At 53.3% G+C, this 12572-nt stretch carries 13 protein-coding genes; 7 read left to right on the top strand and 6 right to left on the bottom strand.

All coding sequences use genetic code 11. The features are described from left to right. Nucleotides 1–5 precede the first annotated feature (5 nt). Nucleotides 6–137 carry a hypothetical protein gene (locus tag EPA93_RS50510; RefSeq protein ID WP_277988681.1) on the top strand — a complete coding sequence of 44 codons (132 nt, stop codon included), beginning with the start codon at nt 6–8 and terminating at the stop codon, nt 135–137. A 61-nt stretch (nt 138–198) separates the two neighbouring features. On the opposite strand, the gene EPA93_RS32110 is transcribed toward EPA93_RS50510, so the two are convergent. Next, a complete protein-coding gene (locus EPA93_RS32110; protein ID WP_129891432.1) occupies nt 199–993 on the bottom strand; it encodes an SDR family oxidoreductase in 795 nt (264 codons plus the stop codon). A 186-nt stretch (nt 994–1179) separates the two neighbouring features. Between EPA93_RS32110 and EPA93_RS32105 the strand changes: the two genes are divergently transcribed. The 4 genes from EPA93_RS32105 to hutH all read left to right on the top strand — a co-directional run bounded on the left by EPA93_RS32105 (nt 1180) and on the right by hutH (nt 5418). Then, nucleotides 1180–1668, top strand: a complete 489-nt coding sequence (locus EPA93_RS32105; RefSeq protein ID WP_165423532.1) for a DinB family protein — start codon at nt 1180–1182, stop codon at nt 1666–1668. An 8-nt stretch (nt 1669–1676) separates the two neighbouring features. Further along, nucleotides 1677–2966: an imidazolonepropionase gene (gene hutI, locus EPA93_RS32100; protein ID WP_165423531.1), complete on the top strand. Its 1290-nt coding sequence runs from the start codon at nt 1677–1679 to the stop codon at nt 2964–2966. A gap of 307 nt (nt 2967–3273) precedes the next feature. Next, complete coding sequence (locus EPA93_RS32095; protein ID WP_129891429.1) at nt 3274–3657, top strand: hypothetical protein; 384 nt, start codon at nt 3274–3276, stop codon at nt 3655–3657. Nucleotides 3658–3879: 222 nt separating this feature from the next. Further along, a complete protein-coding gene (gene hutH, locus EPA93_RS32090) occupies nt 3880–5418 on the top strand; it encodes a histidine ammonia-lyase (RefSeq protein ID WP_129891428.1) in 1539 nt (512 codons plus the stop codon). Between the two features lie 312 nt (nt 5419–5730). On the opposite strand, the gene EPA93_RS32085 is transcribed toward hutH, so the two are convergent. Beyond that, nucleotides 5731–6288, bottom strand: a complete 558-nt coding sequence (locus EPA93_RS32085; protein ID WP_165423530.1) for a TetR/AcrR family transcriptional regulator — start codon at nt 6286–6288, stop codon at nt 5731–5733. 261 nt (nt 6289–6549) lie between these two features. Here EPA93_RS32085 and EPA93_RS32080 point away from each other — a divergent pair, with 261 nt between their 5' ends. Beyond that, nucleotides 6550–7092, top strand: coding sequence for a cupin domain-containing protein (locus EPA93_RS32080; RefSeq protein WP_129891426.1), 543 nt, complete (start codon nt 6550–6552; stop codon nt 7090–7092). 143 nt (nt 7093–7235) lie between these two features. Here EPA93_RS32080 and EPA93_RS32075 read toward each other — a convergent pair whose 3' ends face one another. The 3 genes from EPA93_RS32075 to EPA93_RS32065 all read right to left on the bottom strand — a co-directional run bounded on the left by EPA93_RS32075 (nt 7236) and on the right by EPA93_RS32065 (nt 9988). Next, complete coding sequence (locus EPA93_RS32075) at nt 7236–8009, bottom strand: SDR family NAD(P)-dependent oxidoreductase (protein WP_165423529.1); 774 nt, start codon at nt 8007–8009, stop codon at nt 7236–7238. Beyond that, complete coding sequence (locus EPA93_RS32070) at nt 7999–8649, bottom strand: hypothetical protein (protein ID WP_129891424.1); 651 nt, start codon at nt 8647–8649, stop codon at nt 7999–8001. Before EPA93_RS32070 ends, EPA93_RS32075 begins: the two co-directional genes overlap by 11 nt. 211 nt (nt 8650–8860) lie before the next feature. Continuing rightward, complete coding sequence (locus EPA93_RS32065; protein ID WP_129891423.1) at nt 8861–9988, bottom strand: DmpA family aminopeptidase; 1128 nt, start codon at nt 9986–9988, stop codon at nt 8861–8863. A 337-nt stretch (nt 9989–10325) separates the two neighbouring features. On the opposite strand from EPA93_RS32065, the gene EPA93_RS32060 reads away from it, so the two are divergent. After that, entirely contained in the window at nt 10326–11498 is a 1173-nt protein-coding gene (locus EPA93_RS32060; protein WP_129891422.1) for a GNAT family N-acetyltransferase, read from the top strand. Between the two features lie 206 nt (nt 11499–11704). Here EPA93_RS32060 and EPA93_RS32055 read toward each other — a convergent pair whose 3' ends face one another. Next, nucleotides 11705–12529, bottom strand: coding sequence for a GNAT family N-acetyltransferase (locus tag EPA93_RS32055; RefSeq protein ID WP_129891421.1), 825 nt, complete (start codon nt 12527–12529; stop codon nt 11705–11707). Nucleotides 12530–12572: the final 43 nt, after the last annotated feature.

The following is a 12572-nucleotide window of genomic DNA, read 5'->3' as shown; positions in this document are numbered from 1 at the left end:
TTAGCATGCTTTATGCTAATGGAGCAGATATCAGTCAACCAGAGGAGCGCGGAAAATACTTTGGTCTGCCTGGAGCTGCCTCGGGGCTGGCCTTACTCACTATGCTGCTGGCTCTCCCGGCGATCCGAGCCCGATAAGCTCAAACAGAGCCTTCACAAGCCTGAGATTAGACTTGTGAGGCACGTGGTGGCAAGCGAACTAGAATAGCGAGCGGGTCAAGCCACCATCAACTTGAATCGTCGTCCCAGTGATATAGCCGGCCTGTTGCGAGGCCAGAAAGGCTACCAGCGCGCCCAGATCCTCCGGTTGACCTACGCGGCCCAGTGGAATATCTTGCGCCAGTTCGCGCAAAGCCTGCTCTTCGCTAACGCCTTGCTCCAACTTCTTGATGATGCTCCCACCATAGCGCAAACGATCGGTGAGGATGCGCCCCGGACACACATTATTTACGGTAATGCCAGCAGGTCCCAACTCAATTGCCAGTGACTTAGCCAGTCCCACCACACCGGGCCTGATTGCGTTGGAGAGCAGCAAGCCATCAATCGGCTGCTTCACAGAAGTACTCACAATATTGATGATGCGCCCAGCATGGGCCTGGCGCATCGCAGGTAGGACCAGGCGGATCATACGTACAGCGCTGAGCAGATTGAGCTCAAAAGCTGCCTGCCACTGCGCATCGTCGAACGCATCAAATTTTCCTCCCGGCGGACCACCAGCATTATTGACAAGAATATCTACGCCCCCAAATTCCTGGATAGTCGCCTCCACGATCCGTTCCGCATCCTCAGCCCTTGTCACGTCCACAGGCACGGCCAGCACGCGGCTCCCGCTCTCCGTCTGGATCTCGCGTGCCGTCTGTTCTAAGCGCGTCTTGTCGCGCGCCCCAATCGTCACCAGCGCGCCCTCTTTAGCCAGCGCAGCGGCACTGGCCCGGCCCAGGCCTTTACTCGCGGCCAGGACCAGCGCAACTTTTCCCTTAAGCCCCAGGTCCATACAGATCTCCTTTTCCTTAACTAAAGCCTTCTACTTAGTGTATATCACAAATCACGTGCCGAGCGAGAATTTGCCGGCCAATCTCCATAAAGGTCATGGCGGCTCCTGGGAAGAGTGGTATCATATATGGAGAAAACGTCCTGGGCGAGCTCAACAGCAACGTACTCAGGTAAAAGGAGAGAGAGCATGAGTGAAGACACAATCCTACGCGAACATATACGCGACCTTTTAGAGGGCAAAGGGGCCCACATGAACTTTGATGAAGCAGTAGCAAATTTTCCTCTTGAGCATATCAATACGCGGCCGCCCAACGTTAGCTATACGCCCTGGCATCTGCTGGAGCACATCCGCATTGCCCAGCGCGACATTCTTGATTTCATGCGCGGCACCGACTATGTTGAGCTGGCCTGGCCAGCTGAATACTGGCCGGCAGAGGATGAGCAGGCCGATCGGGCTCGCTGGGAAAAAACGCTTCACGGCTTTCGGGCCGATCTGCAGGAGCTCTTGCAGATGGCTGCCGATCCTAAGCTGGATCTTTATCAAAAGATTCCTCACGGTAGCGGCCAGACTATGCTGCGCGAATTTCTTGTCGTCGCCGATCACAATGCCTATCACATTGGCGAATTTGCCATTCTCAGGCAAGTCATGGGAACATGGACCAGCGAGAGGAGTTAGAGCTAGCCATGACATTTGATGGACCCCAAGCCGAGATCAAAGCCAGCACGGTTATTCGCAACATAGGGCAACTAGTCACAGTTGCCCAGCAGCCCATTGCTGGCGCCAGCGGACCTCTACAGGTTATTCAAGATGCAGCCCTGGCGATCTACAAAGGCACCATTGTCTGGGTTGGTACAGAAGACGAGGGTGAGCCCTGGTTTCAGCAAGCTGCCACGGCCAGCAAAGATGGCATCAAGATCATAGATGCGCAAGGAGCCGTGATTACGCCCGGCTTTGTGGACTCCCACACACATCTCGTCTTTGCCGGGGATAGGGCCGAAGAGTTTCATCTGCGGCGCGCGGGCGTCAGCTATGGCGAGCTGCTGGCCCAGGGGCACGGGATTCTCACGACTATGACGGCTACACGCAAGGCCGATACAGAGACGCTCCTGACTCTGGCGCGCGAGCGCCTGGCATCCATGCGCCAACACGGTACCACAACTGTAGAGATCAAAACCGGTTATGGTCTGGATATGATCACCGAGGAGGCTTGCCTGCGCATCATCAACAGCCTTAATGCTTTTGAAGATACTGCCATCACGCCACTCGAACGCATGCGCATCGTACCAACCTTTCTTGGTGCCCACAGCATTCCGCCCGAATATCGCGACAGGCGCAGCGAATATGTAGAGCTGGTTATCGAACAGATGCTGCCAGCCTTTGTAGGCCTGGCTCGCTTCTGCGATGTTTTTTGTGAGCGCGAAGCCTTTACAGAAGAGGAGAGCCGGCGCATTCTCACGCGCGCTCAGGAGCTTGGCTACAATCTGAAATTGCACGCGGATCAGCTAAGTCCATCAGGGGGAGCCAGGCTGGCGGCAGAGCTGGGCGCGACCTCGGCCGACCACCTCGACCATGCCAGCGATAGCGATCTGGATGCCATGCGCGAGGCTGGCGTTGTGGCTACGCTTTTGCCCGGCTGCTCTTATACTTTGCGCAGCCCTTATCCCGCCGCCCGCCGCTTTCTTGATCACGGGCTGCACGTTGCCCTGGCCACTGACTTCAACCCAGGCACATCTTATTGCGAAAATATGCAGATGATCCTTGGCCTGGCAATGTCGGAAATGGACATGTCGCTAGAGGAAGCCTTGACTGCCACGACGATCAACGGTGCGCGCGCGCTGGCTTTGCAGGACCAGGTAGGAAGCGTCGAGGTAGGCAAACAATGCGAGCTGGCGCTCTGGTCAATCAAAGATTATCGCGAGATTGGTTATCACTTTGGCACCAACCTCGTGCAATCGGCGCTTGTGGAACGCTAATGTTTCACGTGAAACACTCTGTTTGGCTGACAAATTATTGATGTTTCACGTGAGACATTGTGCACAGATGAAGCTATGCCAATCTTAGCTATTTGCAGTCAATAGCCAGACACGCATATCTTGGAGCACTGCCAAATGCGTAACAAAGGTATCTTTCTGTGAGGCTACTATTATTTTTCACCTGGCCGCAGTTCGCAGATTGGAATCAGCAGCGTTGCTCTATCATTGAGGGCGCTGCTGGCGTATAATAGGGATAAGGCAGATTGAAAAGTCATTGTGTTAAGCCATAGCCAGGACCATAAATCGCATGCAGCAGAGTTCAGCCAACCAGTTAATAACGCATCAGCTCAGCGCATTGCCTAGCGAGCGCCTCAGGTTCGCTTTCTGCTCACATGTCCACCTTATTGGTCTTGCTGCTCCGCTGAACACCCTTAGCCCACAGATCCAACTCTTCCCAGATCTTCTTCATCGTCCACAGCCTCAAGCAGATATTGTTTCTTCTCATCCCAAGGCTACCGAGCAGGGTGAAGCCGGCAGCCCAATTTATCAGGATGGGGCAACTACAAGCCTGGAATGCCTGGCAGAGCACATTATCAGGTTGGCCAGGCGCACTGTGGCGGAATATATGCTTGATTATGTGGTCAATGTTTCACGTGAAACACTCTTATGGCCTTGCTCACCTCTCCATTAATCCAGATTAGCGTAGGACAACCCTGAAGAGACCAGTTCGCGCGGCGAAGAAATGCCATAGCTCTCAAGTGAGCAGTTTGTAGCCTATTCTATGCGCGTCCAGGCTTATCGCTATTTGTTCTACGCCCGCTAGATATATATTCTCTTACGCATCAAATTTACATTGCTACCTTTCCCTGCTATGCTAACACCAAGGCAGTGAGGCCAGAAAGGATGTACTTCTATGAAGAAGACAACACAGACACATCAGAAACATCTTATCCTGAGGGGACAGGCCCTCAGCAGCGCCGAAGTCATCGCTGTAGCGCGTCAGTATAGGCAAGTCGCGACAGGCGATGAGGCCATTCAGCGTATTAGGGCTGCGCGCGCCGTCATTGATGCTGCCGCCGCCGAAGGCAAGAAAATCTACGGCGTTACCACAGGCTTTGGTCATCTCAGTAGCGTACGCATTCCCCAGGATCAGCTTGTTGATCTCCAGCACAATCTATTACGTAGCCACGCGGCCGGCGTAGGCGAGCCGCTGAGCGAAGAAGTCACGCGGGCCATGATGCTCTTATTGGCGGCCAGCCTGGCGCGCGGAAATTCTGGCGTACGCGTAGAGGTGGTGCAGCAGCTCATAGAGCTGCTCAATGCTGGCGTGCATCCCATAATTCCCTCCCGAGGATCGGTAGGGGCGAGCGGCGATCTGGCACCGCTGGCTCATCTCGGCCTTGTGCTTGTCGGCGAAGGCGAAGCAATCTATAACGGGCAGCGTTATAGCGGAGCCGAAGCGCTCCAACAGGCCGGCCTTACGCCCTTACATTTGCAGGCCAAAGAAGGCCTGGCTCTTATCAACGGAACTCATCTTATGGAAGCTGTGGCCGTGCTGGCGATGGAAGATGCCAGGACATTGCTTCAGACGGCCGAAGTTGCCTGCGCGATGAGTATTGAGGGCCTGCTGGGTAGTCATATTCCGCTGGATGCGCGCATTCATCAGCGGCGCGGACAAAACGGCCAGCAACAGAGCGCGGCCCACCTGCGCCAGCTAGTGCAACACAGCGAGATCAATAGCAGCCATCAAAACTGTTCGCGCGTGCAAGATCCCTATACGCTGCGCTGCTCGCCGCAGGTTTTTGGGGCCATTCGTGATGCCCTGGCATATTGCAGCGGCGTCATCGAGAACGAACTGAGCGCCGTTACCGACAATCCGCTAGTCTTCCCTGAAGAAGGGGATGTGCTCAGCGGTGGCAACTTTCATGGTCAGCCTCTGGCCCTGGCCCTGGATATGCTGGCGATTGCCCTGGCACAACTTGCCAGCTTTGCTGAACGGCGCATCTACAATCTCATGGGGCCACATGACTGGGATGAAAACGGCGCGCCACTTTTCCTGACGCCCAATCCCGGCCTGAACTCGGGCTTTATGATTGCCCAATATGTTGCCGCCGCTCTCGTCAACGAGATCAAGATCCTGGCGCATCCAGCCAGCATTGATTCTATTCCCACCTCGGCCGGCATGGAGGATTTTGTGAGTATGGGTGCAACTAGCGCGCATAAAGTGCTGCGCGTCCTGGAGGAGGCCCGGCAGGTTGTGGCTGTGGAATTGATCTGTGCGGCCCAGATGCTGGAGTTCCGTTTGCCTTTGCGTCCCGGCCAGGGCGTCAAGAAAGCCTACGAGTTGGTGCGTGAGCATGTGGCCAGGCTTGAGCATGATCGGCCACTGGCTCCCGATATCGCCGAAATGACTAATACGATTCAGCAAGGTGTGTTTGCCGAGATCGGCTAAATGATGTTGCACGTGAAACATTAGCTCGGCTTGCCCTGATTGACCCTTTGCAGATCAGAACTATCCGGAAAAGAATGTTGCACGTGAAACGCTAGTCTGGCAAATGCTAAAAATGTTTCACGTGAAACGCTCTGGCTTCTCAACAAAGTTTTGTTTCACGTGCAACACTGCTTTGCTTAACTGGCGACTATCTGGAAAAGTGGAGTGTTTAACAAAAATGTTTCACGTGAAACACTCTCTCTGATCCTGGCTCACCTTGTTGCACGTGAAACATACTCCCGGATATATCTCCTCAAAACACTTGGCAGCATATTAGCGTCCCAGTTCCTGAATGAAACAGCTCAATCCTAGCTGGAAGCCCTCAATTGGAAGACATTGCTGCATATGCCCGCTCAATTCGAGCATTACGTAGCCATGGACAAATGCCCAAACAGCCTGGGTTGCCGCTGGCGCCTGCGAGGCTCCAACCAGCGTGCCCGTCGCGGCCAGCATAGGAGCAAAGGCAGCCAGAGATGCCGGCGAAGTGTTTTCGATGAGAGGCGTATCCGCAAAGAGAAGTCGATAGACCTGAGGATGCTGGAGCGCCCACTCACGATAAGTCATCCCCATGGTATATATCTGGCGTCGGGGATCGCCCAGAGCCAGGTTAGACGCTCGTTCTAAGGCTGCCGCCAGGTGAAACAGGCCTTTTTCAGCCACGGCAGCAAGTAAGGCTGATTTCTCTGGAAAATGATGATAGAGCGATGAGGCCCGCACATTGACTATCTGGGCCAATCGACGCATCGAAAGAGCCTCGATTCCCTCACGCTCCAACAGTTCATAAGCGCCCTCAGCTAGCATCTCGCGACTAATTTTCTGTGTATAGACCATGCCTAACAATGTACACCTTATTTCCTCCCAGGTCAAGCCAGTTACTTCCCTTTTATAGAACGACGTTAGTCTTGACATATTGCAGAATAGAGAGTATAGTCTTCATCAAGACTAACATTGTTTCCCTTGATAAAAATCAAAAAAGGACGAAGGCTCGCCTTGATTATCTCTCTTGAGTAGAGAAAATAGTGGTTGGGCGAGTGCCAAAACAGCGCAAACCACCCTCATTAAGCAAGGCAGAGAAAAGCAAAGGAGATAGCTATGGCTCGTGCAGGTGATGAATTCTTCGATCCAATCAGAGGTCAGCGCCTCATTTTTCGGCAGACAGCTCGGGATAGCAAGAGCGAACTTGTAGAAGTGGAGGCGCACTATCGATCCTATTCAGAGGCCCCACCCGAGCACCTCCATCCCGAGCAGGAGGAATATTTTGAGATCCTGGCCGGCAGCATTGATACGAAGATCAACGGCCAGGAAAGAAGATATGAGGCAGGTGAAAGTTTTCGTATTCCTGCCGGCATAGTACATCAAATGTGGAATGGAGACAGCACAGAGGCGCGTCTCCTCTGGCAAACGCGGCCAGCGCTGCACACCGAGGATTTCTTTGCAATCATGTGGGGACTTGCCCAGGCTGGTAAAACCAATAAAGCCGGACTGCCAAATCTATTGCAGCTCGCGGTTATTTTGCAGCAGTATCGGCGCGAATTTCGTCCGCTCAAGCCCCCATCTTTTGTACAGAATATCGTCTTTGCATTTCTGGCTCCTCTGGGAAGACTTTGCGGCTATCGTGCAATACTCAGCAAATAAATTGGCGAAAGCGATTCAATTTTTACGAGCTTGCTCGATAGAAGGGATGTTTCACGTGAAACACCCTTCTCAATAAAAGACCAAAAATGTTTCACGTGAAACACTTCAAATTGTGCTAGCCTGGCAATGTTTCACGTGAAACATTAGCGCATAATCTCACCGCCGTTGACGAGTAAGGTCTGGCCCGTGATAAACGAAGCCGCAGGCGAGGCCAGAAAGAGCGCGGTACCCAGAATATCCTCAGGCTCGCCCCAGCGCCGCATAGGAATTTCCTGCGTAGCCTTTTGCCGAGCCTTCTCTGGCAAACCACGCGACCAGTCGTTCTCAATACGTCCTGGTGCAATACAATTGACGCGCACGCGTGGAGCATATTCGCTGGCCAGACAACGCGTAAGCGACATAATCGCGCCCTTACTGATAGCATAGAACTGGTTAGGCAGTCCTGGCGCGCCATCCACGGCGCGATCCCAGCCAGTAGTGAGAATGCAGCTGCCGTCGCGCATATAGGGCTCTACCTCCCGGCAACAGCGCCAGGTGCCCAGGATATCTACCTGAACGATGCGCTCAAAGATCTCTATCTCGTCCATGCCACGCGTCTCGGAAGTATTAGCGCTCGCCCCAGAATTATTGATCCAGACATCGATAGGGCCAAGAACCTCATAGGCAGCTTTGACCAGGCGCGCGACTTCCGCTGGCTTGCGCAAGTCTGCCTGCATAGTTAGAGCGTCGCCGCCGCTGGCCTTGATCTGGCTTACGACTTCCTCGGCCCGGCTCTGGGCATGCGCATAGTGGACCAGCACACGCGCCCCCTGTTCGGCAAAGCCGGTGGCCAGCACGCGCCCTATGCCTCGTCCCGCTCCCGTAACCACGACATTTTTACCCTGAAATACGCCAGCATTTCCTTCATTATGTTTCACGTGAAACACTCCTTTTTGCTATATAGTAGCAGGCTCTGGAAGGGTTTGGCGAATTCGCCAGCCATCTTTCCATCTCAGCTTCTACAAGAGGCCAGCCAGTTTCTTTCCCATAGGCGCGCTCAGCTCGTAAGCGCTCGATTTCAGGTAAAGCAGATAGATCCTTTTCTCGACGAGCAGATAGCTTAGAGGCCACAAGGTCAGCAAAGGCTGCAACCGGGATAGCAACGCCAAAGCCAAATTTTGTCAAGGCACGAGATCGCAAGTCCTCATAGGTAAAACTGTCTCTTTTACCATGCGGGCCATAAGGGAAAGGCACAATATCTAGATCTCCCAGGGTCGTCTGAAAGAGAGAATCGAAGGTTTCTAGCAGAAATGGCACTGGTCGCCAGAGCTGTGGCTGCTCTTGCTCATTTTGACCGAGAGGAGCATGAGGTCTCGCTTGAATAGCTATCAAAAGCTCGGCCAGACGCCGAAGATTATCATTATCCGGGGCAGGGCAGATATCCAGGTCTCCAGTAGATAACCTGGCCCCATAGGCAATCAAGCCGGCAGTGCCAAATAGCACATAGCAAACCTGGTAACGCGAAAGCGCGGCAAATAGTTGAGCGAGATGAGGGGGATCTCTCCATTCTTGTTTCATATACTCTCCTTCATGTTTATGAAAACAATATTGCCAGGACAAGTATATGGGAGCATCTCGCCAATCTACAGTAAGCCCCATTACAGACACAGAAACGGCTCTATGCTAAAATATGATCAGAAAAAGAGCTGCTATGCCTTTCAAACAAACACTCCTCTGACAGTGTACGAGCGCAAGGCTAGCCCCGCGCTCAATACCTTGCTTATAGTAACTATATGCCATAGCGTTGGAGGACTGCGCGTGTTTTAGCCAGAGGAAGCGCCTCGGCAAAATGTCCGTCGCGTCCATCCAGCGGGCGAGCCTGGCAGAGAGCATTGATGACAGCCTCCTCGGTCGCTTCAACGACTGCCGCGAAAAGCCGATCAAGAGCCGGATGCTGCTCGTTGAATACCTGAACCGTCCGCACAAGCGGTGTCGCCGCATGAGGGATATGTGCAGCCGTAGAAAAGGCGATGGCCAGATCGCCACTTCCGTGTCCTCCATGGGTTCCTGTACGCGCCAGGCCCAGCGGAACGCGACGCGTAAGCCGACCAAGCTGGCGCGCATCAAGGGGTGTATCAGTAGCTAACACAACAATCACCGAGCCACGTTCGCGCTTCTCCTTTTCGGGAGCCGGCTGATCAGCGCGCATCAGCTCAAGCCCAACTGGTACGCCGGCGATAAGCAGATCTCGTCGCATGCCAAAGTTTGCCAGCACAAGCGCGCCCAGCGTATAACCTCCATCTTCAGCACTAAGGCGCCGTGAAGCTGTGCCTATCCCGCCCGCGAAGCCATAGGCTTGCATCCCTGTGCCAGCCCCAATGTTACCCTCCGCGACTCCCGCGTCGGAAGCGCTGTTCAAGGCTTCCCTTACTTCCTGCTCGCCAACGTGACGGCCTCCAATATCATTGAGATACCCATCATTGCACTCGCAGACTAGCGGATTAACCGTGCCCGTCGTCACTCCGATGGCCGGATTTTGCTCAAGCATATAGCCAACCAGCGCATCGGCAACACGGCCAACGTTAAGCGTATTCGTCAGCAAGATTGGCGTCTCTATTTCGCCAAGCTCGGCAAGCTGGACCAGGCCAATTGTTTTGCCAAAGCCATTGAACACCTCGGCCGCGGCAGGAACTTTGTTAGCGAAAATATTTCCACCATGCGGTAGAATAGCCGTCACGCCGGTACGTACTGGTCCAACGCCCCTTACCAGCTTACCGGAGCCGCGAATAAGCGTAGCGTGACCAACCTTCACTCCGGGCACATCCACAATCGTATTTGTGGGCCCGCTGGCCATAGTTCCGAGCACAATTCCGGCCTCGCGTGCCCGGAGACGCTTGCTTCCCTCTACTTGCTTCATAACTTCTCTCCTCTCATTCAATCCTTCTCTACTAATCAGCATGCTTGCCATATCTTATCACCACCATAGATGAGCGAGAAGCCAGCGCAGGATATGGTCAGCAGCAACGGCTTCGCTTGACAGCCCCGGCGGTGGCTCTGCTATACTGAGATTGGATTACAGAGATAGATGAAATACTTCCCCTTCGCCATCATTGATAGCTGCAGGTAAATAGGGCTTTTTTTCCAGCAACGACAGATAATCGTCGGGGTTAGCCTTGCTTGACAACCGAGAGTCGTTCAGCCTCTGTAAATAAATATGCCCTCTGCCGTTTTGCTCACAGAAAGGAAGAGATCCATTGTCTGACCTTAGTATTCGTCAGTTGCAAGAAGCAGATTTTCTTGAAATCCCGCGCTTTCTTATTGCCTACTCATTCAGAACTACACCGCCATTGCCCAGCGACGAAGAATGGCGCAAAACATTGGCTTATTTTGATGGCGCCGCCAGCTTTGTCGGCTTTCTTGACAAGCAGCCTGTCGTGCACGTGGCTTATGGACATATGACGCAGAATATTCGCGGTAAACTTTATCCCTGTGCCGGTGTCTGGGGCGTCTCAACGCATCCCCGCGCGAGACGTAAGGGCTATGCCCGCGAAGTATTGCTACATACCTTCGCCCACATGCACAAGGAGGGCATTCCAGTCTCTACGCTCTACGCCTTTCGCGAATCGTTTTATCAGCGTCTGGGCTATACGACCTTTCCACAGTCGCGCCAGGCTCGCTTCGCGACCGAAGGACTGCTGCCCTTGCTCAAAAAAGAGCTTGAGGGCGAGGTAGAGCTAACTGACATTAAGAGTGGCTCGCAGGCTTTTCGGGCCTATCTACGCCAGCAGCAAGGCAGAATTCATGGCATGGCTCTCTTCAACGAGAAGCTAAAAGAGCAGGCCCATGCTCAGAATCATTCCTGGCTGGCTATTGCGCGCGTCAAGGGAGAAACAAAGGGCATGATGCTCTATGGCATCAAGGAAAACCAGCCAATGGAGGTATCGCAATTCTATTACGACGATAGCGCTGGCAAGTATCTCTTGCTGGAATGGTTAGCGCGCCACGCTGACCAGATCACAAAGATTGAGATGAAAGTGCGGCCAGATGAGTACCCGGAAACCTGGCTGGCGGATATCAATGTTACCACCACTTCAGTGGAGGCTCCGTTGGGCCGCGTGATCGATGTAGCTAGCTTGAGTGGGATGCAAGTCGGAACAGGCAGCTTCGCAACTCGCGTCGTTGATCCACACTGTCCCTGGAATGAGGACTGTTATCGTTTTGAGAGCCAGGACGGTCTGCTTCAGGTGAGCCGCTGCGCTGAGGCCGATTGCACCTTGAGCATCCAGGCTATATCGGCACTGATCTATGGTACCCATGATCCCGAGAGCTTTGCTATCAGAGGCTGGGGCAATCCCTCTGCAGAATTACAGTCGACCTTGCGTAGCATGTTCCCGCCGTTGCTGCCTTATCTCTACGAAACGTTCTAAGCTCACAACTATCAATCAGGAGAGAGTGTTTCACGTGAAACACTCTCTCCCTTACTCGGCGTAAAAGTCAGTTGGTGCTTTCTGACGCGGATTTAGCAGGTGGAAAGAAGGCAGGAGTTCTATCCCTCTATCAAAATAATCAACGAAAAATGTTTCACGTGAAACACTCTCTCATCCTGGCTGGCTATGTTTCACGTGAAACGCTGTCAGGGATTGTGCCCCTGATGAGGATGCCACAGATAGATGTTAGAGGTGGCAAACTCCTTGAAGCCGATGCGGCGATAGATTGCGCTTCCCATCGGTGAGGCAGTCAAAACGCCAATACGATAGTTACTTCTGCAAGCTTCGTGCAATGCCATAAAGGCCATCGCAGCTCCAATGCCTTGACGCCGATAGTGGGAAAGTGTGCCAACTGACTCGATAGATGCGACTCCTACGCCAAAGAACGCCGCAGAAGTTGCAACCGGTTCTCCATTGAGCAAGCCCAAATACAGGCACAAAGGGCTCTCTTGATCAAGGCAGGCAGTGTACAAGGCCATCCACAAGCGAATAACCTCTTCAGGGCTGCCAACCTCCCAGGCCCGTATCCATTGCTCTAGCATTGCGCTTGTCTTCACACGACGGATCGTCAATTGAGATGCAACTTGTAGATCTTCGTTGAGTTTGAGAAGATCCACAGCCATGGCTGGTTCCGTTTCGTAGTGGGTCATTCCTGAAGCCTCCAGGAGTGATCCCAAATTAGCAGGAGAAGATGATGGTCCTCGATGCCACAAAAAAGGTAAACTATTTTGTCGAAAGTAGTCGACAATGCTCTCAATAGTTGCGGAACAGGTGTCCGGCGCAAGATTGCATTGGATCACCCGATTGAACACATCGTGGCGAATCCTGGTCTCGAACCAAAGCATTCCTGTATCAGTATGGAGTTGTGCTTCCGGCAAATGGCGTAAGAGCAGCGTCCAGAAGGCAGCCTTATTGGCATCCTGGGCCTGTGATAGCTTGGTTGTTGAGAAATCATGCAGGATAGTATCCACGAAACTACAGCCCTTTCCTTCACAGCGCTCTCCTAAGTAGCGA

Origin of the sequence: Ktedonosporobacter rubrisoli (genome assembly GCF_004208415.1) — a bacterium.
In the GTDB taxonomy this organism is placed as follows: Bacteria; Chloroflexota; Ktedonobacteria; order Ktedonobacterales; family Ktedonobacteraceae; genus Ktedonosporobacter; species Ktedonosporobacter rubrisoli.
Note: the sequence above shows the minus strand (reverse complement) of the source record. Positions and strands in the feature narration are given on the sequence as shown.